18 protein-coding genes are annotated in these 24,723 nt (G+C 70.0%); 10 read left to right on the top strand and 8 right to left on the bottom strand.

The annotated features are described in order from the left end of the window. Positions 1–5: 5 nt before the first annotated feature. Positions 6–1,391 (top strand): DUF1552 domain-containing protein, encoded by a 1,386-nt coding sequence (locus JGU66_12940; GenBank protein ID MBJ6761675.1) that lies wholly within the window; start codon positions 6–8, stop codon positions 1,389–1,391. A 91-nt stretch (positions 1,392–1,482) separates the two neighbouring features. Here JGU66_12940 and JGU66_12945 read toward each other — a convergent pair whose 3' ends face one another. Further along, positions 1,483–2,790 (bottom strand): hypothetical protein, encoded by a 1,308-nt coding sequence (locus JGU66_12945; protein MBJ6761676.1) that lies wholly within the window; start codon positions 2,788–2,790, stop codon positions 1,483–1,485. Between the two features lie 201 nt (positions 2,791–2,991). Between JGU66_12945 and JGU66_12950 the strand changes: the two genes are divergently transcribed. Next, positions 2,992–3,657, top strand: a complete 666-nt coding sequence (locus JGU66_12950; protein ID MBJ6761677.1) for a hypothetical protein — start codon at positions 2,992–2,994, stop codon at positions 3,655–3,657. Between the two features lie 13 nt (positions 3,658–3,670). Here JGU66_12950 and JGU66_12955 read toward each other — a convergent pair whose 3' ends face one another. Both JGU66_12955 and JGU66_12960 read right to left on the bottom strand, forming a co-directional pair. Next, complete coding sequence (locus JGU66_12955) at positions 3,671–4,558, bottom strand: LysR family transcriptional regulator (protein ID MBJ6761678.1); 888 nt, start codon at positions 4,556–4,558, stop codon at positions 3,671–3,673. Positions 4,559–4,643: 85 nt separating this feature from the next. Further along, on the bottom strand, positions 4,644–6,755 hold the full coding sequence (locus JGU66_12960; GenBank protein MBJ6761679.1) for an ATP-binding domain-containing protein: 2,112 nt from the start codon (positions 6,753–6,755) through the stop codon (positions 4,644–4,646). A 235-nt stretch (positions 6,756–6,990) separates the two neighbouring features. On the opposite strand from JGU66_12960, the gene JGU66_12965 reads away from it, so the two are divergent. From JGU66_12965 to JGU66_12985, 5 genes are all read left to right on the top strand, one after another. Next, the gene (locus tag JGU66_12965) at positions 6,991–7,833 is read left to right on the top strand and encodes a hypothetical protein (protein MBJ6761680.1); all 843 of its coding nucleotides are present in this window, start codon (positions 6,991–6,993) and stop codon (positions 7,831–7,833) included. Between the two features lie 130 nt (positions 7,834–7,963). Then, positions 7,964–9,109, top strand: a complete 1,146-nt coding sequence (locus JGU66_12970) for an acyl-CoA dehydrogenase family protein (protein ID MBJ6761681.1) — start codon at positions 7,964–7,966, stop codon at positions 9,107–9,109. Positions 9,110–9,232: 123 nt separating this feature from the next. Continuing rightward, on the top strand, positions 9,233–10,141 hold the full coding sequence (locus tag JGU66_12975; protein ID MBJ6761682.1) for an SDR family oxidoreductase: 909 nt from the start codon (positions 9,233–9,235) through the stop codon (positions 10,139–10,141). A 12-nt stretch (positions 10,142–10,153) separates the two neighbouring features. Then, on the top strand, positions 10,154–11,068 hold the full coding sequence (locus JGU66_12980) for a hypothetical protein (GenBank protein ID MBJ6761683.1): 915 nt from the start codon (positions 10,154–10,156) through the stop codon (positions 11,066–11,068). Positions 11,069–11,263: 195 nt separating this feature from the next. Then, positions 11,264–13,144 (top strand): PAS domain-containing protein, encoded by a 1,881-nt coding sequence (locus tag JGU66_12985; GenBank protein ID MBJ6761684.1) that lies wholly within the window; start codon positions 11,264–11,266, stop codon positions 13,142–13,144. 19 nt (positions 13,145–13,163) lie between these two features. Here JGU66_12985 and JGU66_12990 read toward each other — a convergent pair whose 3' ends face one another. Next, on the bottom strand, positions 13,164–16,010 hold the full coding sequence (locus JGU66_12990) for a tetratricopeptide repeat protein (GenBank protein ID MBJ6761685.1): 2,847 nt from the start codon (positions 16,008–16,010) through the stop codon (positions 13,164–13,166). 23 nt (positions 16,011–16,033) lie between these two features. On the opposite strand from JGU66_12990, the gene JGU66_12995 reads away from it, so the two are divergent. Further along, positions 16,034–16,741 (top strand): sigma-70 family RNA polymerase sigma factor, encoded by a 708-nt coding sequence (locus JGU66_12995; GenBank protein ID MBJ6761686.1) that lies wholly within the window; start codon positions 16,034–16,036, stop codon positions 16,739–16,741. A gap of 58 nt (positions 16,742–16,799) precedes the next feature. On the opposite strand, the gene JGU66_13000 is transcribed toward JGU66_12995, so the two are convergent. Both JGU66_13000 and JGU66_13005 read right to left on the bottom strand, forming a co-directional pair. Then, positions 16,800–18,839 carry a hypothetical protein gene (locus JGU66_13000; GenBank protein MBJ6761687.1) on the bottom strand — a complete coding sequence of 680 codons (2,040 nt, stop codon included), beginning with the start codon at positions 18,837–18,839 and terminating at the stop codon, positions 16,800–16,802. 342 nt (positions 18,840–19,181) lie between these two features. Continuing rightward, positions 19,182–21,008 carry a penicillin-binding protein gene (locus JGU66_13005; protein MBJ6761688.1) on the bottom strand — a complete coding sequence of 609 codons (1,827 nt, stop codon included), beginning with the start codon at positions 21,006–21,008 and terminating at the stop codon, positions 19,182–19,184. A 244-nt stretch (positions 21,009–21,252) separates the two neighbouring features. Here JGU66_13005 and JGU66_13010 point away from each other — a divergent pair, with 244 nt between their 5' ends. Beyond that, positions 21,253–21,795 carry a hypothetical protein gene (locus tag JGU66_13010; protein MBJ6761689.1) on the top strand — a complete coding sequence of 181 codons (543 nt, stop codon included), beginning with the start codon at positions 21,253–21,255 and terminating at the stop codon, positions 21,793–21,795. 27 nt (positions 21,796–21,822) lie between these two features. Further along, positions 21,823–22,476 (top strand): hypothetical protein, encoded by a 654-nt coding sequence (locus tag JGU66_13015; GenBank protein ID MBJ6761690.1) that lies wholly within the window; start codon positions 21,823–21,825, stop codon positions 22,474–22,476. Between the two features lie 21 nt (positions 22,477–22,497). Here JGU66_13015 and JGU66_13020 read toward each other — a convergent pair whose 3' ends face one another. Further along, entirely contained in the window at positions 22,498–23,619 is a 1,122-nt protein-coding gene (locus tag JGU66_13020) for a hypothetical protein (GenBank protein ID MBJ6761691.1), read from the bottom strand. Positions 23,620–23,861: 242 nt separating this feature from the next. Beyond that, complete coding sequence (locus tag JGU66_13025; protein MBJ6761692.1) at positions 23,862–24,578, bottom strand: hypothetical protein; 717 nt, start codon at positions 24,576–24,578, stop codon at positions 23,862–23,864. Between the last annotated feature and the right edge of the window lie 145 nt (positions 24,579–24,723).

Genomic DNA, 24,723 nt, shown 5'->3' on the forward strand with positions numbered 1-24,723 from the left:
CGACCATGGCTCGTGACTTCTCCCGACGCAGCATCTTGAGGGCGCTGGCTGGCACGGCGCTGACCGCTCCCTTCGCGCACCTGCTGACCAGCTCGGCGGCGGAGGCCGCGGATGCGGGCCCCCTGCGCTTCATCGCCCTCTTCACGCCCCACGGCAGCCTGCCGGAGTACTGGACCCCGCGCGGCGGCGAGACGGACTTCGACATCTCCTTCGAGAACTCGGTGCTGTCCCCGCTGGACCGCCACCGCTCGAAGCTGCTCGTCCTGGACGGGCTGGACTACAAGGTCCTCTACGAGCACGGCCGCACCGGCCACGAGGGCGGTCCCGTCACCTTCCTCACCGGCAGCCAGGTGGTGGCCGACAGCGGCGAGGAGCTGCCCTCGGGCGCCTCGTTGGATCAGGTGCTGGGCGACAACATCGGCGGCGCCACCCAGTTCCGCTCGCTCCAGCTCCACGCCTTCGAGCAGTACGGGGCGCAGCACGTCTACAACAGCATCAGCTTCACGGCGAACGGCACGCGCGTGCCCTTCGAGCTGAACCCGGCCAACGTCTACACGCGCCTGTTCGGCTCCATGGCGGGCTCCAGCGACGAGGCGAAGCAGCAGCTCGCGCGGCGCAAGAGCTTGATGGACTACCTCATCAAGGACGCCACCCGCCTGAAGAACCGGCTGGGCAGCACCGAGCGGCAGAAGCTGGACACGCACATGGCCGCGCTCCGGGACATCGAGCGGCGTCTGACCAACGCGGGCGCGCTCGGGTGTGTGAAGCCAGACGAGCCGCAGGCGTATGGCATTGGCGAGCTGGGCGACGTGGACCGCATGCCTGAGTTCACCCAGCTCCACCTGGACCTGGTGGCCCGCGCCTTCGCGTGTGACCTGACGCGCGTGGTGACCATGACCATTCCCGGGCCCACCATGCCGTGGATTGGCATCTCCGAGGACATCCACAACGACATCGCCCACCGCACGGACATCAGCTCCGAGCCGCTGCGCACGGAGATCCGCCTCAAGATGGTCCGCGTGCAGCAGTGGTACGCCGAGCAGGTGGCCCGGCTGATGGACACGCTGGCCGCCACGCCCGAGGGCAGCGGCTCCGTCCTGGACAACACGCTCATCCTCTGGGGCAACGAGCTGGGAGACGCCTCGGGCCACATGAACGTGGCCATCCCCACGGTGCTCGCGGGCGGCGCGGGCGGGAAGTTCCGCATGGGCCGCTTCCTGCGCCTGCGCCCGGGCACGGATCCGCTGGCCCACTGGCAGGGCGTGGGCGAGCCGCTGCCCGGCGCCGTCGCCCACAACAAGCTGCTGACCTCCATTGCCCAGGCGTTCGGCGTGCAGGTGGACCGCTTCGGCCACCCGGACTACACGGGCACGCTGTCGGGCCTGACGTAGTCCCCTGGAAAAGCGAACGGGAGCGGGTGCCCTGGCTGCTGGCGAACCCCGCTCCCGTCCTTTCCCGTCGGTGGTGCGTCAGCCGGAGTGGCTAGCCGCCGATGGCGCCGTTGATGAGCGGCGCCACGATGCCCATGCCCGGGTCCTCGGCGTTGTAGCCGTTGGCGGGCTCGTAGATGCGCACGCGCTGATTGTCATTGATGAAGCGCGCGAGGAACGTCTCCATCGGGACGAACTCGCTGTAGCACTTGTAGCTCTGCCACGGCTCCGGGATGTACTCGTACCAGTAGTGCTTCTTCTCCATGCGCTGGCACGCGTGGCTGCCAATGAACGTGATGATGGTGCTGCAGTGGCTGGCGTTGATGGCGCGCTGGTGGGGGATGAAGTAGCTGAAGTTGTTGTAGTTGTTCAGCTCCGTCACCAGCTTGTCCTGGTCCACCTTCCAGTACGCGTGGATGGCCGCCTCGTCGTTCGGCGTGCGGAAGCGCTCATAGGAGAAGCGCGAGTAGTTGTAGTCCATGGTGTAGCCCGTGTACGCGAGCTGATCGTTCGGGAACTCCAGGGCCACCATGCGGTTGATGCTGCCGAAGTCGTTCTGGTTGAACGTGGAGGGCAGCAGGCTGAACACCGAGTTGAGCGCCCACGACTGGCGAATCTTGTCGTGCAGCGGGCGGGACAGGGCATCCACGTTCGGCGCCAGGAAGATGGGGCCGGAGTCGTTGATGAAGTAGCCCTTCGCCGGGTTCATGATCTTGCGGACGAAGTAGTACGAGGACGACGTCGCCGTGCCGCCCGCGCTGTAGCCCGTCACCAGCATCTTCTGCACGGAGGGGAACTGCGTCTTCGCGTAGTTCGCCGCCGCCAGCGTGTTGGTGTAGCCCGAGTGCGACCAGGTCAGCGGCGGGTTGGCGCCCGTCGGGTCCACGTAGGTCGCGGTGTTGTTGCCGATGTGCACGTCGCCCGTGCAGTACGGCATGTAGACGATGTTCCAGTCCTTGGTGACCAGGTCCTTCTTGCTGCGGCCCGGCAGGCCCGGATCCGCGCCGTTCACGATGGGCGACACGTACTTCGCCGTGAACTGCGTCATGTAGTCGTCGGCGATGCCATTGGGATTGGCCGCGCCCAGGACGCCCGCGCGCCCGCTACACGTGTCGTAGTCCCAGCACGCCCCGCCGCCCTCGAAGAGGAAGAGCAGGTTGGGCGAGCTCGTCTTGCGCATGAAGAACTTGTACTGCGAGCCGTTGCCACACTTCGTCCCGGGCAGCTCCACCTTCTGCCAGTTGTAGTTGTTGCCGCCGTCCACGAGCACATCGACGATGCCCGAAACGATGACCTCGGCTCGCGCGGCGCTCAGCGGCGCCATCAGCGCCAGGAGACTCATCAACAGAGTGCGTCGCATCCAGCTTCTCCAGGGGACTTCGGGTTGGGTGAAGCCCCTGATGATACAATGTATCAGCGGAAAGCAGGAATATTTGTAGGTCCGGTAAGTTCAGAAATGTAGGTTGCGCATCGACTTCCGGGGAGACGACTGTTGATGCGATGCGGCATGGATTGGCGCGTGGGTTGCGTGGCGCGGGGCGCGCGGGCAATCTGAGTCGGAATGAGCGACAAGGCCCGTTGGAAGCTGCCGCTGCTCGCCGCGTCGGTCCTGCTGGTGGCGGGGGTGTTCGTGGCGGTGGACACGCTGCGCGCGCCGCCTGGCCACGCGCCTGTCCCCCCGAGCGAGGCCCCGAGGCCGTCCGAGCCCGCTCCGGCGCCCGCGTCGACGGCGGTGGCGCCTCGCGCGAGGGGTGGCGGGCCGGACCTGGTCGCGGCGGCGGTGGCGAACCTGCCCGAGGATCCCGAGGGGCCCGCGCGAACGCTGGTGGACCTGGAGCGGTTGCGCGCGCGCATGCCGGACAACCTCTACTGGGAGGTGGGCGTCCCGACGAAGGACCCCGAGGTGCTGCGCAAGCGGGCCGAGGCGGAGCGTCAGTGGAACGTCGTCTTCGGCAAGGTGCAGACGGGCGAGGCCACCGAGGAGGAGATCCACCGCTACTTCGACTACCGCCGCAAGCTCTCGGAGGACTCCATCGCGTTCGCCCAGGGCGTGCTGGGGGAGTACGGGGATTCGCTGCCGGCTCAGGACCGGGGCCTCTACGAGCTGAGCATCCGGATGCACACCACGCGGCTGCAGGAGATGCCGCGGCAGACGGACGAGGCGCTCGCGCGCCACGAGGCGACGGCGAAGCGCCAGCGCGAGTGGCGTCAGCGCGGCGGGAACTGAGCGCGCGTCCGCGTCACACCACGGGGTCCACGCCGGTGAGCGCGCGCACCATGCGGCTGGCGGCGCGCCCGGGGTGCGTGGCCGCGCGGTGGTGCAACCGAGGCTGGAAGGCGTGGATGGCGCCTCCGGGCAACTTGAGCGCGCGCAGCACGCCGCGCTTGAGTTCGCGCCCGGCCAGGTGCTCCGGCAGCCAGCCAAAGCCAAGGCCCTCCATGATGGCGGCCTTCTTGGACGCGAAGTCGTTGAGGTGCACCGTGGAGCGCGTCTCCAGCGGGCCCGTGCTCAGTTGGAGGCGCGGGTCCGAGCCGCGCACGGTGAGCAGCAGGTGGGGCTCCAGGTCTTCGTCGCGCAACGGGCCGCGACGGCGGGCCAGCGGGTGGTCCTTGTGCGCGACGAGCACCGCCTTGAGCACGGGCAGGGCGTAGGAGCGCAGGCCGGGGAGCGCGGGCGGCAGCAGCGACACCATGAGGTCCGCCTCGTCGCGGGTGAAGGCCGCCTCCACGCCGGCGAGGAACTCGGTGGACACGTGGAAGCGCGTGCCCGCGCCCTCGGCTCGAAGCTGCTTCACCACGCGCAGCACGGGCTCGGCGGGGAAGATGCCGTCGAAGATGACGCGCAGGCTGGGCTCCCAGCCGGAGCGAATCTCCGCGCAGGCCGCCGCCAGCTCACGCTCGGCCGCCAAGAGCCGGCGGCAGTGCTCCAGCACCCGCTCTCCCGCGGGCGTCAGCCGGGTCCGATAGCCACGCCGATCCAACAGCACCAACTCCGTCTGCTCCTCCAGGGTCCGCAGCGCGTACAGCACCGCGGTGTGGCCCTTGTGCAGCGCCTCGGCCGCGGCGGCGAAGGTCTGGTGGCGGGCGAGCGCGTCCAGCGCGCGGGCCTGCTCGAGCGTGACGTTCATGCCCCGGGATTGTGCATGGCCTGGACTGTTTGGGCGCGTCTTTGTGCATCGGAACGTCGGGCGCACGCCTGCCCGGACGGGCGGCTCAGGGGGCGAAGCTGCGCACGAGCGGGGAGCGGACGCCGGAGGACAGCACCCAGAGCTGGTGGGACGTGCGGGTGACGGCCACGTGCAGCCGGCGGCGGGCATCGTCCTCGCTGGGGTAGGCGCGCGCCGTCACGTCGGGCAGGAGCACGTAGTCGAACTCCAGCCCCTTCACGTTGTCCACGTCCGTGACGTCCACGCCCGGCTCGAAGGAGAACTCGCCGTCGCGCACCAGCCGAGCCCAGGGCATGTCGGCGATGACGCGATAGAAGGACGCCGCGGCGTCGCGGCTGCTGGCGATGACTCCGATGGAGGCGTGCGGCTCGCGCAGCACGAGGTCCCTCAGCGCGTCGCCCAAGAAGAGCCAGGTCTGCGCCTCGTCCGGGAAGTGGTGGAAGCCCACGGGCGCGCCATCTCGACCGGGGCGCGCGGGCGCGGCTGGAGCCAGAGGCCCGAGCACGTGCTGCGCCAGGGTCACCACCGGCTTGGGGCAGCGATAGGACACCTGGAGGCGGCACGTCGCGGCGTCGCGGATGTCCAGCTCGCCCAGCGCGGCGGACCAGCCCGCGAAGCCCGAGGTCGTCTGCTGCATCTCGTCGCCCGCCAGCGTGCAGCTTCGCCCCGCGCCCAGCAGCTGGCCCACGACGTACAGCTCGAAGAGGGAGAAGTCCTCGGCCTCGTCGAGCACGATGTGCGCCACCCGGTCCGCGCCCAGCGGGCCGTGCTGTCCCTTGAGGAACATCAGGATGGGCAGGTCGTCCAGGTCGAGCGTCTCGGCGAGCGCGTCCGGCGTGTCCGCCTCGATGGACTTGCCGTCCACGGTGACGAGGCTCTCCGGGTCATAGTCCTTGAGCGCGCGCGAGAGCGGGACCGCGAGCTGGAGCTTGGTGTGCTCGAGCGTCTCGTTGATGGCCGTGAGCGGCAGCTCGCCCCGGGCCGCGCTCACCACGCTCTCCAGGAAGCGGCGGTCCATGTACGCGTCCGTCAACCGCGTGCGCAGGCGGTCCAGCGTCACCGAGGTGGACTTCTTGGGCACGCCCATGCGGGCCGCGAGCGCGCGGCGCAGGGCCGGGTGGCGCTTGAGCCGTGAGACGAGCGCGGGCGTCTCCGGCGCCAGCTTGATGCCCGGCACGCTGAACACCGAGCGCGCCGTCGCCAGCGACCACGCCTCCAGCGTCTGCACGGACACGCGTCCCAGCCCGAGCGGCGCGAGCAGTCGCCGCGACAGCCGCGCCAAGCCCTCCTCGGGGACGATGACCTGGGTGCGCGCGGGCGGGTACTTCGCGGGCGCGTCGAAGGCAATCTTCGCCAGCCGGTGCAGCGCCACCGTCGTCTTGCCGCTGCCAGCGCTGCCCAGCACCAGGAGGGGCTCGTCCGCGCCGGTGCTGACGGCCTCATACTGCTCGGCGTCGAGGAGCGCGGTCACTCCGAAGGCATCCGCGTTGGGAGCGGTGCCCTTGCCCACGCCGAGGAACTCGGGGCGCGCTGCCTTGCCCGTGCCTCCCGCGAGCAGCGACGACGCGCTCATCCCCGCGCGCCGCCATGCGCCGTCCGGCGTGCGCTCCAGCACCCGCGCGCCCAGGCTCACGCGCGTCAGCACGCCGCGCTCGATGACCACCAGCCGCCGCGCGGTGACGGTGCCCTCGGACAGGCGGTCACCGAAGGACTCCTCGTACGCGTCGCCTTCCTCGTAGCCGTAGAACACGCGCGCCACGGGGGCGAAGCGCCAGTCGATGACGCGCACGCCCGCGCTCACATCCGCGAACGTGGTGCGGCCCAAGAGGTAGTCGCGCTCGCCGGTGACGCCGTCGAGGCGCAAGTGCGCGAAGTAGGGCGCCTGCGGGTCCGGCAGCGTGACGGGCGTCTGGCGCTCCATCAGCGCGCGGGCCTCGTTCATCTGCGTGAAGATGTGCGGCAGGTCCGCCTCGTGGGCCGTGGACGCATCGTCGCGGAGCACCGCGAGCTGGGCCACCAGGCCGCGCGTGTCCAGCGCCCGTCCCGCCGCCGCCTGCCGCGCGACGCCAATGGCCTGTCGCACGCGCTCCAGCAGCGCCTCCTCCTCCGCGATGAGCGCGCGATCCTCCACGGAGAGCTCGTGCTCGGGCTGGCCCATGGTCTGCTCCTCGCGACGGCGAGCGCACAGGCGTCGTGCCTGGGCTCCGCGTCGGCCGCGCAAGGTGACCTCTGGGCCGGCGCAGGTCAACCCGTTGGTTTTGCGGGCCGAATTGCTACAGTGTTTGACGTTGCGAGCGCGGCCACTGTCGTCCTCCAACGCTGTGCCCTTCTTCGCCTTCCCTGCCCTCTGCGCCGCGCCCACAGTCGCCGCCGCTCTGCTCACGGAGGGGCGCATGCTGAGGACTGCAAGGCTTTGCTGGACGCTGTCGGTGCTGTTCACGCTGGGACTCGCCGCACCCGCGGCGGCCCAAGAGAGCCCGGAGGCGCAAGGGGCTCCACCCGAATCCGATGCAGCGAGCATGGAAGCCCGGATGAAGGCGGCGCGCATCGAGGCCGTCAAGAACACCACCGGCTTCCAGATGGCGCTCAGCGTGAACGGCGGCCTGGGCGCGGGCTTCGTCTATAAAGAGGGCACGTCGCGCACGGGCCAGTTGGAGAACCTCAAGATCACCGACGCCGCCAAGGCCTCGCTGCCCGTCATCCTGGAAGTGGGCTATCGCGTCACGCCGCACCTGTACGGCGGTGCCTACGGCTCCTACGAGGAGGTCTTCACCAAGCGCAACCCACTCTCCTGTCCCGAGAACTTCGACTGCGCGACGTGGCAATGGCGCTTCGGTGTCGAGGCCCGCTACCACTTCGCGCTCGGCATGTTCGACCCCTGGGTGGGCCTGGGCGTGGGCATGGAGTTCCTCAAGAGCCGCGTGAAGGGAGACATCTCCGTGCCCGTGGCCGGCGTGGGCGCGGTGCCCGGGAAGCTGGAGACGCATGTCACGGACCGAGGCCCCACCTTCGCGCGGCTCTCCTTCGGCGGTGACTTCCGGCTCGGTCGCTACGTGGCGGCGGGCCCTGCCTTCACCGCGTCGGTGGGCAGCTACACCGTGCGCACGGGCACGCAGACCGTGACGTTGAGCGTCCCCAACACCGAGCCCATCGAGAGCCAGGTGTCCGCCGTGAAGGACGGCTTCCACGCCACCTTCACCATGGGCGTGCGCTTCGTCTGGCTCCCGTTCTTCTGAGGCGGGCCATCCTGCCCTCGGCACCCCATGACGGGTGCCAGGGCGGCGGGTCCGTCAAGTCCTGACGAACCCGTTAGACACGACTAGTATCGTGCGAGTCGGGCGGACCCAGTTCCCGAGGACTCGCACCATGCACGAGCGGTTCACCCCCGAGCACGACGCCTTCCGCCGCACGGTGCGGCAGTTCGTGGAGCGGGAGCTGGCGCCCCACGCGCTGGAGTGGGAGCGCGCAGGGGGCTTTCCCCGCGACGTCTTCACGAAGTGCGGCGCGCTGGGGTTCTTCGGCATCAACCATGATCCGCGCTACGGGGGCAGCGGGCTGGATTACTGGTACGTGGCGGCGTTCGCGGAGGAACTGGCGCGCAGCCAGAACGCGGGCGTGAGCATGGCGCTGCTGGTGCAAGGGCAGATGGCCACGCCGGTGCTCAACGAGCTGGGCACGGAGGAGCAGAAGCGCGAGTTCCTCGCACCCGCGCTTCGGGGCGAGCGCATCGCCGCGCTGGCGATGAGCGAGCCGGGCGCGGGCTCGGACCTGGCCCAGCTGCGCACCACCGCGCGGCGGGACGGGGATGACTACGTCATCCATGGCTCCAAGACGTGGATCACCAACGGCGCGAGCGCCGACTTCCTCGTGCTGGCGGTGCGCACGGCAGGCCCGGGTGCGCCGGGCATCTCGCTGGTGACGTTCCCCACGGACGTGAAGGGCTTCCAGGTGTCGCGCAAGCTGGAGAAGGTGGGGCAGCGCGCATCGGACATGGCCATCCTCTACTTCGAGGACTGCCGCATTCCGGCGCGCTACGTGCTCGGCCGTGAGAACGACGGCTTCTCGTACATCATGAGCAGCTTCCACTCGGAGCGCCTGGTGACGGCGCTCAACACGGTGGCGGTGATGGAGTGGCTCTTGAAGGACGCGCTGCGGTACGGCCGCGAGCGCGAGGCCTTTGGTCAGCGGTTGATCGACTTCCAGGTGTGGCGCCACAAGTTCGTGGAGCACCTGACGATGCTCGAGGCCGCGCGGCGCCTGACGTACCACGCCGTGGACCTGTACGAGCGCAGCCGCAAGGCCAAGCCCGTGAAGGAAATCTCCATGGCCAAGCTGCTCACCAGCGAGCTGGCCCAGCGCGTGGCCTATGACTGCCAGCAGTTCTACGGCGGCATGGGCTACGTGGAGGAGACCCCGGTGGCCCGCGCGTGGCGCGACGTGCGCATGCTCACCATCGGGGGCGGCACGTCCGAGGTCATGAAGGAGATCATCGCGCACACCTTCGCGTTCTGAAGGGGCCCGCGCCTGGGCTTCAGCTGAGAACGCCCGCTGCTTTGCACTTCTTCACACGCCCCAGGGGGTTGGCTTCATGCACGCCCCCGAGGATGCCGGCGTGGACAAGCTGCGAGGTGGACGATGATTCTCGTAACGGGCGCGACGGGCCGCGTGGGGCGCGCCGTCGTGACGCAGTTGCTCTCGGCGGGTGAGCACGTCCGCGTGCTCTCTCGGGAGGGCGTGCGGCCGATGGGGCTCGATGCGCGCGTGGAGGTGGTGCGGGGTGACCTGGGCCAGCCGGACTCGCTGCCCGCCGCCATGCGCGACGTGGAGCGCCTGTTCCTCCAGACTCCGGGGCCCACGCTGGTGCCCGCGGCGCATGCGCTGGATGCGGCGAAGCACTCGGGTGTGCGTCACGTGGTGACGTTGTCCGCGCTGTCGGCGGGCATGGCGCCGCTGTCCCTCTTGGGGCAATGGCACCGCGACCGCGAGCAGCTCCTGGAGACCTCGGGTCTGGCGTGGACCGCCATCCGCCCCGGCGCCTGCATGTCGGACGCGCTCCAGTGGGCGGCCTCCATTCGCGCGGAGGGCGCGGTGTATCACTTCACGGGAGACGGACGGGTCGCGCCCATCGATGCGAGCGACATCGCTCGGGTGGCGGTCACCGCGCTGACGCAGCCGGGCCACGAGGGCAGGACATACGAACTCACCGGCGCGGAGTTGTTGAGCGTGGGCGAGCAGGTGCGCATCCTGTCCTCGGTGCTGGGCCGTCCGCTGCGAGGGGTGAACCTGTCGGTGGAGGCCGCCGCTTCGCTCATCCGCAAGACGGGCTGCCCTCCTCTGGTCGCTGAGGCGGTGGTGCAGGATTCCGCTCAGGTCAGAGCAGGCAAGGCAGCGGTGGTGACGCCCACCGTTGAACAGATGACGGGCCAGCGTCCGCGCAGCTTCGAGGCCTGGTGCCAGGCGCACTCCCAGGACTTCCTCGGGGTGACGACGGACCTGGCCGCGGCCGCCCACGTGCCTGCTGCGCGAGGTGAGGCGCTGGCCTAGGCTGCGCACGCCATGCGCCTTGCACTCGTGCTGTTGCTGTCGCTCGCTGCTCCCGCGCTCGCGGCCTCGCCCGTGGAGGTTGCCCGGGGTCACCTCAAGAAGGGGCACCTCGACGAAGTCCTCTTCGCCTTGGATGGACAGAACGTGTCCGCCGAGGAGCGCGCTCCCGCCGCGGCGGTCCTCGCGGACGCGAGCCGCGCCGCGCTCGCGAAGAAGGACACCATGCTCGCGCTGCAGTTCTCGCAGATGGCGCTGCGCTACGACGCGGAGCAGCCCGCCGCGCTCGAGGTGGCCTCGCGCGCCTACTTCGCGGAGAAGCAGATCTCCTCCGCGGAGGACACCTGCGAGAAGTGGTTGCGCGTGACGAACTCCGCGCCCGCGGCGCGCCTGCTGCGCGCGGAGATCGCCAGCGGCGAGGCGGAGTGGTCTCGCGTCCTCACGCTGCTGTCGGCGGAGGTGCCCGCGTCGCTGGCCAAGCCGGCTCAGTCGAAGTGGCGCGCGCTCCGCAAGGACGCGGCCCAGCAAGAAGCGTCCAGCAAGAAGGCCCGCGGGCAACTGGAGGCAATGGACGCTCACCTCGCAGCGGCCCAGGGCGCCGCGGCGGATGCGCCGAAGTCGCAGCGCCCGGAGACCGTTGCGGCGGCCCCCAGCCCGTACCCCATCATCCTCTACGTCCGAGGAGGCTGTGAGATTTGTCGGGACGCCGCGACCTTCCTCACGACCCAGCGCGTGACCTTCGTCCAGAAGGACATCGGCAAGGACGCCGCTGCGCGCGATGAGCTGCAGGCCAAGAAGCAGCGGGCCCACGTCACGTATGACGGAGTCCCCATCACTGACTTTGGGGGCCGCATCGTGCCTGGGTATGAGTCGCGCCTCTTCAAAGAGGAGCTGCGGCTCTACGCCGGCGACCCGGACGCCTTCCGCTGAAGGCCGCCCGCCTGGGCCCCGGCGCGGCGCGCGGAGCCTCGGGTTCGTCGGTGCGCCCAGGGGGTGTGCGGTGTTTCTTCATGGAGCCCGTGCCACCGGACACCACGTCCCAGGAAAGGAGGGGCCATGAGCCGAACACCGTCGGACCGCGCGAGCCCCTCCGAGCCGTTCCTGCCGGTGGCGCCCCTCCTCTGGATGGGGGAGCGCGAGCCGCCGCGCCTGCGCTGGCTGAGTCGGTCGCTCGCCCAGGTGCTCGGCCGCCGTGAGGGCGAGGCCTGGGAGCCCTCGCTGCTCGAACGCATCGTGGACCCCAGGGACCTGCCTGGGCTGCAAGACGCGTGGCGCTCGGTCGTGGACTCGCGTGCTCCGGCGACGGTGGATGCTCGCGTGACGTGCCCCGAGGGCGGCGTGCTGCGGCTCTCTATCGCGCTCAGTCTCGTGGAAGGGGCGGACGACGCGGGACAGGTGCTGGGCACGGTGCAGGTGCTGGGGGCGGGGGACACGGCGTTGGATCCCGACCCCGCCACGGCGCGCTGTGAGGTCGCCGAGCTTCAGCTCACGCGTGCGCGGCGCGAGCTGGAGGAACTCATCGACAGCATCGACGGCATCGTGTGGGAGGCCGATGCGAGCTTCCGCTTCACCTTCGTGAGTCAGCAGGCAGAGCGTCTGCTCGGATATCCCGCGCGCCAGTGGGTCGAGGACCCGGGCTTCTGGGTGAAGCACCTGCACCCCGATGACCGGGACTGGGCCTCGTCGTTCTGTCGTGAGTCGGCCGAGCGGTGTCTGCCGCACGAGTTCGAGTATCGGATGCTCACGGCCGATGGCCGCGTGGTGTGGCTGCGCGACCTGGTCACCGTGCTGACCGAGGCGGGCCGGCCCCATCGGCTGCGCGGCATCATGGTGGACGTCACCCAGCAGCGCGGCGCGCAGGAGCGTCTGGAGCGCACGGTGTCGCTGTTGGAGGCCACGCTCGATGCCACGACGGACGGGCTCCTCGTGGTGAACCGGGAGGGGCGACTCACGGCCTACAACCGCCGCTTCCAACGGATGTGGGGGGTGTCCGAGGAGCTGCTGAAGGGGGGGCAGGACGCGCGGATGCTGCGGACGGCGAGTGAGCAGGTGAAGGACCCCGAGCAGTTCGTCGCCCGCGTGCGCGCGCTGTACGACACGCCGGACGCGGACAGCTTCGACATCATCGAGCTGAACGACGGGCGGGTGATGGAGCGCTCCTCTCAGCCACAGCGCCATGGCGGTGTCATCACGGGGCGGGTGTGGAGCTTCCGGGATGTCACCCAGCGAGTGCGCGCGGCCCGGGAGCGCGAGCGTCTCCTGCGTGAAGCGCACGAGGCCATCCAGGTGCGCGACGACTTCCTCTCCATCGCCTCGCATGAACTCAAGACGCCGCTGACGCCATTGCGCCTGCTGCTCCAGTCCCTGCGCAACGCGCTCGTCGCCGGCCAGCCCGTGACTCCCGAGCGCGTGGACAAGGCGCTCGGGCAGGTGCGTCGGCTTGCGTCGCTCGTCAATGACTTGCTGGACGCGTCCCTGGTGGGGGCCGGTCGGCTGGAGATGCAGCGTGGTCCCGTGCCGCTCCAGGACGTCGTGCGCGAGGTGACGTCCGACTTCCGCGACGCGAGCGAGCGCCACGTGGTGACGTACGAGGCGCCCAGCGAAGAACTCATCGTCCAGGGTGACCGAGGCCGCCTGACCCAGGTGCTGTCCAACCTGGTGGAGAACGCCATCAAGTACAGCCCGCTGGGCGGCGCGGTGCGCATCACGCTGACTCGGGAGGGGACCGCGGCCGTGCTGTCCGTGACGGACTCGGGCATCGGGATTCCCACCGAGGAGCAGGCGCGCCTGTTCAATCGCTTCTTCCGCGCGCACAACTCGCCAGTGTCGGGCTTCGGGGGGCTGGGCCTGGGGCTCTACATCTGCCGCGACATCGTCGAGCGCCACGGCGGTCGCATCTGGGTGGAGAGCGAGCTGGGGCGCGGCTCCACCTTTCGTGTCTCGCTCCCGGTCCGCGCGCACGCCGCGGTGCGACCCTCCACGGAGTCGGGCGGCGCGCCTCCGTGAGCGGCGCGGTGCCTGGCGCTCAGTGTCTCTTCGCCAGCCACTGCTCGACCTCGGTCGTCTCCTTGTTTCGCGCGCCCGGGAAGCGCCGGTAGATGTCGAGCGTGGAGTTCGCGAGCCGCAGGGCCCGGGCCCGCTGGCTGGGCTCGCTCACCAGGGCCTCGGCCAGCAGGAAGCGCATGTCCGCGAGCACCAGCTCGTCCTGCCCCACGGCGTCATGCTCGTAGGTTCGCAGCGCGCGCTCCAGGTAGTCGCGGGCCTGACGCGGCTCGGCCATCGTCAAGAAGTCCGAGCCCAGCATCGCCAGGTCGTAGGCCACCTCCAGCGCTTCGGGGCCCAGGGCCGCCTCGCGGATGGCGAGCGCGCGCCGGTGTGTGTCCACGGCCTCGCGATGGCGCCCGAGCCGGAGCAGGGCCTGCCCCATGCTGGAGAGGGTGGAGGCATGGTCGGGATGCTGCGGGCCGAGCACCTTGGCCTGGATCGCCGCCGCCTTCTCGTACGTCGCCACGGCTTCGGCGTGGTGGCCCAGGTCTCCGAGCATGTTGCCCACGTTCTTCAGGGAGGACGCCACCTCGGCGGACTCCGCGCCGAACGCGCGCTCGAAGAGGGCCAGGGCGCGTCGTTGATCGACGAGCGCCTGCTCGGGCTTGCCGGTGTAGATCTCCTGGACGGCGATGGACTCGACGACGATGGCCACGTTCGGGTGCTCGGAGCCCATGGCCGCCGTGTAGAGGGCCTCGGCCTCGCGAAGCAGGGGGATGGCCTCGGCGTGGCGGCCCGCGCGTGCCATCATCTGACCCGCGCCGAGCAGCGCCGTGCCGGTGCGTCGATCGCCTGGCGGAAAGGCCTTTCGAGCCAGCTCGACGGCGTGCAGGGACTGGGCGAGTGACTCCGGGAGCTTGCCCTGGGCGAACAACAAACTGCCGGTGTTCGCGGCGAGCATGGCCTCGAGCTGCGCATCGCCCCCCAGTCGTTGGATCGCGGCGGCGGCGTGTTGAGGCAGTTGATTGCTGGGGTCCGCGTCCTTGGCGTCCAGGAAGCTCGTCAATCGCACCAGCTGGACCCAGCCCTCGGCGGCTTGCCGATCCAACCGCGCTGCCTCCGCGACCTGGATGGCCCGATGCAAGGTCTGCACGGCGTCTCGGTCCTGCGTGGCCCGGCCCTGGGCCTCGGCCACCCCCAGCAGGGCTTCGGCCTCGAGCGGGGGATAACCCAGTCCATCGATGTGCGGCAGCACCGCGTTGGCGAGCTCCAGGGCGGGCATCGGCTGGCCTGCTTCGAAGCGCGCGCGCATGCGGCCCAGGTCGCGACGCAGTTCCTCCATCTTCCGCTGGGACTCGGCATCCGTGGGCGGGGGCCGAGGCGAGGTGAGCGATTGCAGATCCGCGCAGCGCGCCACGTCCTCCAGGCCATGCACCGCGCGCACCGCGTTGCGCACGGCGGAGTCGTCCGCCGCGCTCAGCACTTCCACCAGCGCGGCCACGTCCTTCTTGCGCTGGTCCAGGCAGAGCAGGTGTCGCTCGAACATGCCCTCGGTCTGGCGCCCCTGCACGCGCGTGGCCTCGCACGCCTGCCGGTGCGCGCCTCTCCACCTCGTGGCATAGGCGTCGAGCGCTCGCTCCACCTCGCTCCACGCCGCGCCGCCGATGGGCAGCGGGCTGTGCGTCAGCGCGGTCTTCACGGCCAGGTGCTGCGGCGCATCCCAGGTCCCCGCGAAGGCCACCTCGGCGCCACCACACGGGTCCCTCGGCGGGAGGAGGTGTCGCACCGCGCCCACCGCGACCAGCGGCGTCGCCACCGCGAGCGCCACCGCCAGCTTGCGCCAGTGTCGCCGGGGCGTCTGCTCCAGTGCCTGGATGAGCGCGCACATCGACGAATGGCGCGCGCTGGGCTCGGGCGACAGCCCCTTCATGACGGCGCGATGGAGCCATCCCGGGATGCTTGGCTCTCGGGACAGGGGGCGTGGATTGCGCGCCGTCGCGGGCCCGGGCGCGACGCAGGGGCGCTTGCCATACAGCGCCTCGTAGAGCGCGACGCAGAAGCTGAACTGGTCGCTCCGCGCGTCAGGAGACTCGCCGCGCGCCTGCTCCGGCGACATGTAGCCGGGCGTCCCAAGCAACGTGCCTGTCTGGGTGATGGCCTCACCCTGCGCGGTGGGAGAGGGGAGACCTGGGCTCTGCGCCACGGCCTCTTCCGCGCTGGTGACGAGCCGCGCCAGCCCGAAGTCGGTGATGCGCACCCGCCCATATGGCCCGATGAGGACGTTGTCGGGCTTGAAGTCGCGATGCACGAGCCCCGCCTCGTGCGCCGCGGAGAGGCCGCGTCCGGCCTGGATGAACAGCTCGAGCGCCTCGCGCCAGGGAAGGAGGCCTTGGCGCATGCGCGCGCCCAGCGTGGTGCCTTCGACCAGGTCCATGGCCAGGAAGACCATGTCGTCGATGCGGCCCACGTCGTGGATGGCGATGACGTTGGGATGGTCGATGCGCGCGGTGGCCTGGGCCTCACGCAGCAGTCGCGCCTGGGCCTCCGCGCGCCGCTCGGGGGCGTGGACCTCCACCCGGATGAGCTTGAGCGCCACACGGCGGTTCAGCTCGGGGTCCCTCGCGGCATACACGACCCCCATGCCGCCCGCCCCAATGCGCTCGAGCACCACGTAGCGCCCGAGGGTCGCTCCCGCGCAGAAGAACCTGGACGCGGTCACGCCATCGGAGGACGGCGACGAGTGTCCATCCTCCGAGGCCACGCCCTCGGCGACGAGCGTGCGGCACTGGGCGCATGCGTCCAGGTGCGCCCGCAGAGGCGCCGCCTCGGTTTCGGGGAGAAGCCCGCGGACGAAAGCGAGCAGGGTCTCGGTGCTGGGACACGCCATACCGCCAGTGTAGGCTCGTCGAGATGGCGAAGGCACCCGAGACCGGGGACCACCTCGACGACTTGCGGCTCGCGAAGGCCTGCGCCCAAGGCGACGCCGTCGCGCTCGCCGAGTTCGAGGCGCGCTTCGTCCCGCAGGTGCGCTCGGCCCTGTCGCGGCGAGGCGTGGCACCCGCCCACGTCGACGAGGTCGTCCAGCGCTTGCGCTCGCACGTGCTCGTGAAGGACGGCGAGGGGCCGCCGCGCATCGCCGAGTACGGAGGCCGAGGTCCCTTGTCCGCGTGGCTCCGGATGACGGCGCTGCGCCTCGCCTGGAGCCTCGCGCATGAGCCCCGCGCGGTCGCATTGCCGGACGACTCGCGGCTGCAAGCCCTGGCCACGGCGGCGGAGGACGTGGAGCTGGGGTACCTCAAGGACCGCTACGGCGCGGACTTCAACGAGGCGTTTCGCGCGTCCCTGGCGGACCTGGAGCCGCGCTCCCGCACGCTGTTGCGCATGCAGGTGGTGGAGGGGCTGACGACCCAGCAGATTGCCCGCCTCTATGGCGTGGATCGCTCCTCGGTGAAGCGCTGGCTGGCGAGCGCTCGCGAGTGGTTGCTCCTCCAGACGCGACAGCGCTTCGCCGCGCGGGTGGGCACGGAGGTCGCGGAGCTGGGCAGCCTGCTCGAGAAGCTCCAGAGCCAGCTCGATGTGAGCATCCGGCTCCTCATGCCCGGACCCGAGCCCCGCTAGGGACCGCGCGCGCACGGGCAAGAAGGCCCCGTGCGCGCAGCGGTGGTGCGGCCAGACGTCAGTGCGTGAACGACTCCGCCGGGCGGACGACGTTCAGCGGCTCCTCCGTCTCACCCACGAAGAACTGCGCGCGGGTGTCCAGCACCTTCTTGACCACGGCGAAGTCGGTGATGGGGCCGACCTCGAACTTCGGATCCGAGCTGAGCGGGCCCACCGGATCGATGGGCACCACGCCGGCCAGCTGCCCCACGGCGTCCACCAGCCCGCCGGAGAAGACGGGGAAGCGCGAGCAGAACGTGCACGTGGCCAGCTGGTTCAGCCGGCGCCAACGACGGTCCAGGTCCGCGAAGCGCCACTTGGCGCCACTGGCCGGGAACTGCGTGTCGGAGACGGAGATGAACGAGCCCGGGCCACCGCCGGTGAGGAACGAGGACAGCGCCGCGGGGATGCCCGTCGTCGGCTTCACGTGGGTGAACACGGTGGCCGTGTCGCTGCGGTGGCAGCCCTGGCAGGTGTTGAGCGAGAAGTCATGCCGCGCGCACAGCTCCTTGGGAAGCGCCGGGTTGATGCTGGTGGCCTTCCAGAAGTTGGGCGGGATGAGCGAGTTGCCACCGCGGAAGCGCGTGCTCAGGAACGAGTAGGGCACCGTGTAGTTGGACGAGCACTGCGCGGGCGCCGGGCCCGAGCCCGCCGGAACCGTGGGCAGCACCACGTTGCGCACGTACTGGTCCACCAGCGGGCTGCTCGCCGCCGGGTGCAGGCCGTCATCCGGGCTCTGCGCCACGGTGTGCGGCCGCAACAGGCCGCTGACCGGCGTGTCCGTGCCGGTCACGAAGTTCTCCGCGCTCAAGGTGAACTCACGCAGCTCCCACTTGCCGTCCGTCGCCAGGGAAATCTCGTTGGTGCGAATCTGGTTCAGCGCGTTCTTGTTGCCCTTGGTGGGCGCCAGGTTGGCCATCACCACGCGCTGCGTGATTCCCTGCAGCGCCGTCAGGTAGCCGCTGTTGAACGTGGCGAAGCTGTTGAGGTTGAGCCAGTCACGCGCCCAGGCCACCACGTTGGAGCAGCCCGTGATGGGCACGCCGTACTCGAAGATGGTGGTGAACTGCTTCAGGCCGCAGTTCGTCGCGGAAACCTTCTGCGTCACGCCGAAGATGAAGCGCAGCTCGCCCGCGTTCACCGGCTGGCTCGTCGTGCCGCCGCCGTAGCCCGCCGGGCCGTTCACCGTGCGGCCCAGGTCCACGCGGTTCACGATGGCCAGCAGCCGGAAGGGCGCGATGTTGAGGTTGAGCGGCGCCGTGAGGCTGACGCCGAGCCGGCCCGACCCGTCCACCACCAGGGTCGCCGTGCCACCGCTGGCGGTGGCCCACGGCTGGATGACCTGGTTGAACATGTTGAGGCGCTGGGCCACCGAGTCATTGTTGATGACCTGCGGGTTGAGCCACGTCTCCAGCCAGCGCTGCACGAAGATGTCCGGCGTGTTGCCCGAGTTCGTCGCGAGCTGACGCATCAGGTGCGCGAACGTCCAGACACCGCCCTGCGTGCCAGCGCCCGTGCACGGGTCCCACGTGCGCGTGGGGTCCTGCACCACTTGCGGCGCGGTGATGAGCAGCGACTTGCCCCACGCGGCCGTGGTGGACGCGGGCGTCACCGGGCACAGCATCGCGGGCACCGCGATGCCCGCGTTGAGCGAGGCCAGGTCGAAGGACAGGCCCTTGGCCATCGATACCGGCGAGCGCCCCTCGAACAGGACCGTCTCCGGGGTCGTCTCACCAAACTTGCCTGACAGCAGCCCCGCCTCGTTCTCCAGGCGGGTGTCGATCTCCTTGTCGTCGAAGTTCGACAGCGAGGTGAAGAACTCCGGCCCCGGGCTGGACTTGATGAGGCCCATCTGCGCGAGCGCGTCCGAGCGGAACATCACCACCGGGCTCGACTCGGAGCCCACGATGCGGATGAGGCTGTCCTTGAGCTTGTCGTTGGACGGCGCCGGCAGCCGGACGTGCACGGCCGTGTTCTCGCTGAGCGCCGTCTTGTCACTCAGCCGTTGGATGAGCGTGTCCGCGGACTTCGCGGCGTCCACCATCGGCAGTGTCGACATCGCCTCGATGGTGGTCTCTGGCTCCGGGTCCTCGTTCGTCGCGGCTTGCGCCGTCGAGTCAGGATTATTCTGTTGTGGTTGTGTTTGAGCCGACGCGGGAGTTGTTCCCTGCTCAGCGCCGGCGTTACAGCCCGCTGTGACAACAAACATTCCAGCCAACGACAATGCTGTCACGGCATGACGGATGTTTCTGTACATTGGCACCCCCAGATGCGCCCGGAACGAGTCGTCCCGAGGTCGCACTTGGAGTGTATCCAACACTTGTCTTCCGTTGAATTGTGAGTAAGCAGATTCTTCGGAAATGATTGCATGGGTAGATATTCGCCTCCGGGGGGTCGGCGATTACTTCACGGCGCTCACGAACCTCGCGGCAATGGGCGCGGCGACACGCCCACCCACGCCTCCGCCCTCGACCAAGACCGCGAAGCCGAGGCCCGCGTGGAAGCCCACGAACCAGGCATGGGTGGGCAGCGGCGGCGTGGTGCCGAACTCCGCGGTGCCTGTCTTGCCGCCCGCGCCAGGCACGCTCGCCAATGCGCGGCCCGTACCCTCGGTGACGACCGCGCGCATCATCGCGGCGAGCGGCCCCGAGGTGCCGGGCGCGAGTGACTCGCGAGGCCCCGGCTCCTGCTCCTTCACGAGATAGGGCGCGCGCCACTGGCCGGCTGCCACGGCCCCTCCCACCGATGCCAGATGCAGCGGCGTGGCCAGCACCCGGCCTTGTCCGATGGCGGCGGACGCCAGCTCGGCCACGTCGCGCGGCGGCGGGAAGGACGCGCCCGGCGTGGGGAGCCCCGCGCGGTACGGCACGTCGAAGCCGAAGCGGTGCGCCGCCGCGGCCAGTCGCTCCGGGCCCAGTTGCTCCGCCAGCGCCACGTACGCCGTGTTGCACGAGTGGGCAAAAGCCAGACGCAAGGACGTGGTGCCCAGGAACTCATCCTCGAAGTTGCGGAAGGTCCTGCCTCCGACCGTCACGGTGGGGGGGCAGGCCACCGGGGTGCGGGGCTCCAGCCCTTCGGCGAGCAGCGCCTCGGTGGTAACAATCTTGAACGTGGAGCCAGGCGGATAGCGGCCCGTGAGGGCACGGTGCGCGGGCTGCGCGAGCGGGCGGCTGACGATCGCCACGATGGCGCCCGTGGCGCTGTCCACCGCGACGAGCGCGGCGGGCTCCACCACCCCGTCGAGGGCGGCCTCGGCGGCGGCCTGCACCTCGGGGCGCAGGGTGGTGCGCAGGGGCGCCCCCGGGGTTCCCTCGAAGTGGAAGAGGACGCGCGTGTCGCCCGCCGCGCGTGTCACCGTCACGTCTCCGGAGGGGCTGCCGGCCAGCTGCCGCTCATAGGCCCGCTCCAGTCCAGACAGCCCGACCACGTCACCCGGTTGATACAACGGGCCCAACTGCGCGAGTGCCTCGGCGGTGACTTCACCCACGCGACCCAGGGTGTGCGCCGCGAAGCCCTCCGCGGGCGTGAGCCGCGCGCTCTTGCGACGAAAGAAGATGCCCGGCACCGGCGCCAGCGCGGGCCGAGCCACCTGATAGCGCTCGGGCCGCACGTCGACGATGGGCACGAACCCGTCGGTCACGGTGGCGCCCGCGGGCCCCAGGGCTTGTTCCACTCGCTCCGGGGAAATGCCGAGCTGGGTCTCCAGCGCGGAGGTCACCGCCGTGCGTGAGCGCACGCGCGCGGGATTCACCCCGATGGTGATGACGTCGCCCAGGTGCGTCAGCGTCCGGCCCGCGTCATCGAGCAGGTCGGCGCGCGCCCCCCAGGCCCGCGTGCGGGAGAACCGCTCGCCGCCTTGCACGTCCGGATGGAGGACCGCGGGTGTCCAGCGCACCCCCCAGCGACCCTCGCGGCGCGAGAGCCTCAAGGCCCCGTCCACCGGCCATTCGCCCAGGCCTCGCAGCCAGTGGTACGCGCGGAAATGCGCGACGGCGCTGTCTCCTCCCTGCCACGTCACCTCGCCCAACTCGAAGCGCGAGGAGACGATGCGCAGCCCATCGCGGAAGCGCGCGTGCTGGGCCTCGAAGTCCGCGGGAGGCGCGAGCACCGCACCGCGAAGCCGCGACAGGTCTCCGGTGCTCCAGACCTGGAGATAGGCCTGGGCCGCGTCGGCGGGACCGGGGGGCGGCGGTGGTGGGCGGACCGTGGCGCAAGCTCCCAGCGCCAGGGCCGCGATGACTCCGAAGATGAACTCACAGGTGCGTCGTGACACGCGGCGCACTCTGCGGGGCCCGGCGCTCCGCGTCACGCGCGAACCTCGTCCCCGGCGACATTCCCGCACCGCTTCCTCGGGCTGAGAGGCCTTTGTCAATTTCGTGAAGCATTCGCGAATTACCAATTATCCACATTTAATTCCTGGCATGATGCGGCGGGCGCAGCGTCTTGCCCTGCGCCCTTGAAAGGGTCATTCCATGCTCAGAAGAAAGATGTGGCTGGCTGCCCTGTTGGTGTCTGGTACGGCCTCCGCGGCCTATACGGACCTGTCGGTGCCGCTGATTGGCCAGCAGTATGACCAATGGTGTCACGCGGCCTCCATTGACATGATTGCCACGTACTGGGGTGAGAGTTATTGGACCCAGTGTGACATCGTGAAGCGCGAGTTCGGCGGCACGACGTGTCCGAACAGCCCCACCGCGAGCATCGGCCAGACGTGCACGGGCCTGCAGTCCATGGGGTACGCGTGCAGCGTGGCGTACGCGCCGCTGACGTTCGCCCAGTCCTTCTCCAACGTGTACAGCTCCGGCTGGCCTTTCATCCCGCGCATTGGCTGGACGAGCGGCGGCGGCCACCTGATGGTGATTCGCGCCGTGGATGACTCGGGGCCGCAGTACGTGCGCTACAACAACCCGCTGCCCGTGGGCTCGGGTGGAGTCTCCAGCTGGGTGACGTATGCGTACTTCCAGAGCAACAGCAGCTGGACCTGGACGCACACCGTCTGGAACATCCACAAGTAGTCCTCCCATCACTCACAGGTGAGACCCATGAACGCGATGAAGACCTTCCTGTCGACGTGTGTGAGCTTGGTGATGCTGGCGGGTGTGCCCAGCCTGGCGGCCGGGGCCGAGCAGTCCCGCATTGATGAGCAGGTGGGGTACGGCCTCAAGGAGATGCAGCGCGTCCTCGCTCGCGACACGTCCGGACTGGCCGAGTTCGGCCTGAAGGACGCCCGCGAGTTGGAGCAGCTGAGCGTCGGGGCGCCCGTCGAGGCGTTCCGGTTGGACCCCGCGGGACTGAATGCCTATGCGCCCGGCGCCGCCATCGCGCCGCTGCTCACCGCCATGGATGAGCTGTACTTCCCGGTGAAGGTGAATGGGAAGACGCGGCTGGTGATGTGGCTGGCGAAGCTGGACGGCGTCTGGCAGTTCGCGGGCTTTGGCCAGTCGGACCTGGCCACCGCGTTGGATGGGCTGTCGGCCAAGTATGCCCAGCCGGGCGCGCGGCTGCGCTTCGTGCTCCAGGCCCAGACGCAGGCGAAGCTCCTCCTGGTGGTGTCGGGAGGACAGGAGCGCATCTTCTACCTGTCCAGCCAGCCGTGGAGCTTCAACGCCGCGATTCGCGCCGACCAGACGGCGCTGCGCCAGCCCGAGCTGATGCAACAGCTCAAGGAGTCCGCCAACCAGATGCTGCGCAACTGACGCGGCCTCGGTGGGGCACGCTCACATCCACTTCCCGATCGTGCCCAGCAGCTGACCTGTCTGGATGTCGAAGACGTCCAGCCAGGTCCAATGGGGGACGTACAGGCGCCCCCCCTGGAGCCACAGCGCGTTGGGCGGGGTGCCGTCCTTCGAGCCCGGGATGGGCACATCCCAGACCACGGCGCCGGTCCGGATGTCTCGGCGAGTCAGTCGCATGCCTCCCGCCTTGAGGCCGTACCCGAGGTAGAGCGCGTCCGGCGTGACTTCCACCGCCTCGGAGACACTCTCCGCGAGCAGCAGCGGATTCATGTCCGCGACCAGTCCATGCCACAGGGGCTTCGGCGCTTGCGCCTCGAACACGGCCGCCATGGGGACCGAGGAGCCGGGGGAGCGAGAGCCCATCACCAGTCGAAGGTCTCCGACCCGGTAGACCATCCGAGGCTCGAAGCCGGCGATGTCGGGGACCTTGCGCGGCGCCTCACAGCGAGTGGACAGCGCGCGCGGGCGGAACATGGAGCAGGTCATCTCTCCCAGGGGCTGCTTCGCGCAGGACGGCGGGGGCTTGGGCGCGGGACGGGACGTGCCGCTCGGCACGTCGAGCTGGAGATGCTGACCATCCTCCACCTCCACCCAGAGGGAGTGGAGGTCGCCCGCGGGGACGCACAGGTAGCTCGGCTTGTCTGACAGCGGCACGCGCCCGAGGGTCCGGCCCGTCGCTGGCTCCAAGATGCGCAGCGCTCCGGGCTCGGTCATCACCAGCCGCCCGGCTTGCTTCGCGACCCAGGTCCTCGACATCACGTCGGAGGCGGGTCCTTCTGGGGCCACCTCCCACAGCTTCGCGAAGGTCTTTCCGTCGAACGCGGCCACCAGCTCGCGCAGGGTCCCACCGGCCTGCAGCGGGATGGCGCGCACGGGTCCGATGATGTCTTCCGTCCCGTCTCCGTTGAGGTCCATGGCGACAGGGCCGTTGGCCGCGTCCCAGTGGATGTTCTCCACGGGGAGCTCCTTGGGCGGAGGCACGGGGCGCGTCGCCACGCGAGGTGGAGTTGCCCGCGGAGGAGGGTTGCCGGGGCTCTGGATGAGGAACGCCACCGCGCCAGCGCCGCCCACGACGAACACGATCGCAGCGACCGTTACTCCCATGACGGACGACGACGAGGGGGGTGGAGGTCGGGGCGCCCGAGCTGGGGCGCCGTTCAGGTCGATGGAGGCGCCGCAGTAGCCGCAAGTGTAGAGCGTCTGACCCGCGACGAGGGGGAAGGGGGCCTTGCAGGAGGGACAGCGGGCCGCGCGCGCGCCGAGGGAGGGCATGGCGGGGGTTCTATCACCTGGGCCCGTCCCGCCCCCGGCGATGATCCGGGGGCGGGTGGGGGAGGCACGGGGGACTAATCAACCTTGCAGATGGCGGGCGCGGCGAGGTCGGGCCGCATCAGCTTGAACGGCTGGAGGAGATCCGGGACGCGCAGGAGGGCGTCACGGCAGTTCGCTTCGTCGTTGCCCTGGATGCTGACCTTGAAGCTGCACTCCTGGGCGCCCTCGCAGACGCTTCGGGCCAGTCGCGCGTAGCACTCGGTGGCCTGCGCGCAGGTGCCGCCGTTCACATGCACGGAGGCGGAGGTGGAAGCGCCCGAGACAGACGCCGTGGCGGATCCGCCGGTGATGGACGCCGTCGCGGTGCCCGCGGTCACGGACGCGGTGGCCGTGGGCTCGGTGGGGGCGGCGGCGGTGACGAGCAGTCGGGTGTTGAGCTGGTCCTGAGCGCAGGCGTAGAGCGCCTCGCCCTTCTGTCGCGCCGCCGTGAACCGGGCATCCAGTTCGGGGGCGGGGACCGCCTTGTCATCCACCACGACTTGCAGGGTGTAGGTGTCGCTGCCGTCGTAGCGATAGTAGAGCGTGGAGGCCGCGTCGTAGCGGACGCTCACGCCGTCCGGGTCCATGGGCTGTGATTCGAGACCTTGCTGGGTGGCACAGGCGGCGAGGTTCGAGCGGGTCTCGGTGGCGCGGCTGGAGTCGACCGGCAGCGAGTAGTACTTGCTGGCGCCGCACGCGGCCAGCGACAGACACAGGGACGACAGGGCCAGGCCCCGGATGAGGCGGATCATGGATGCATGCTCCTTGGTGGAAATGACTCCGCGAGCGCATCCGCGGAGTCAGCGCCTTGACGCGGGCGCCTGCTGCCCATTCAACCCAGATTCAGGAATGGGGCAAGGAAGGCGGTCGTCAAACCGGGGGGCTTTGGGGGGAGGG

The organism is Myxococcaceae bacterium JPH2 (assembly GCA_016458225.1).
Taxonomy (GTDB): Bacteria; Myxococcota; Myxococcia; order Myxococcales; family Myxococcaceae; genus Citreicoccus.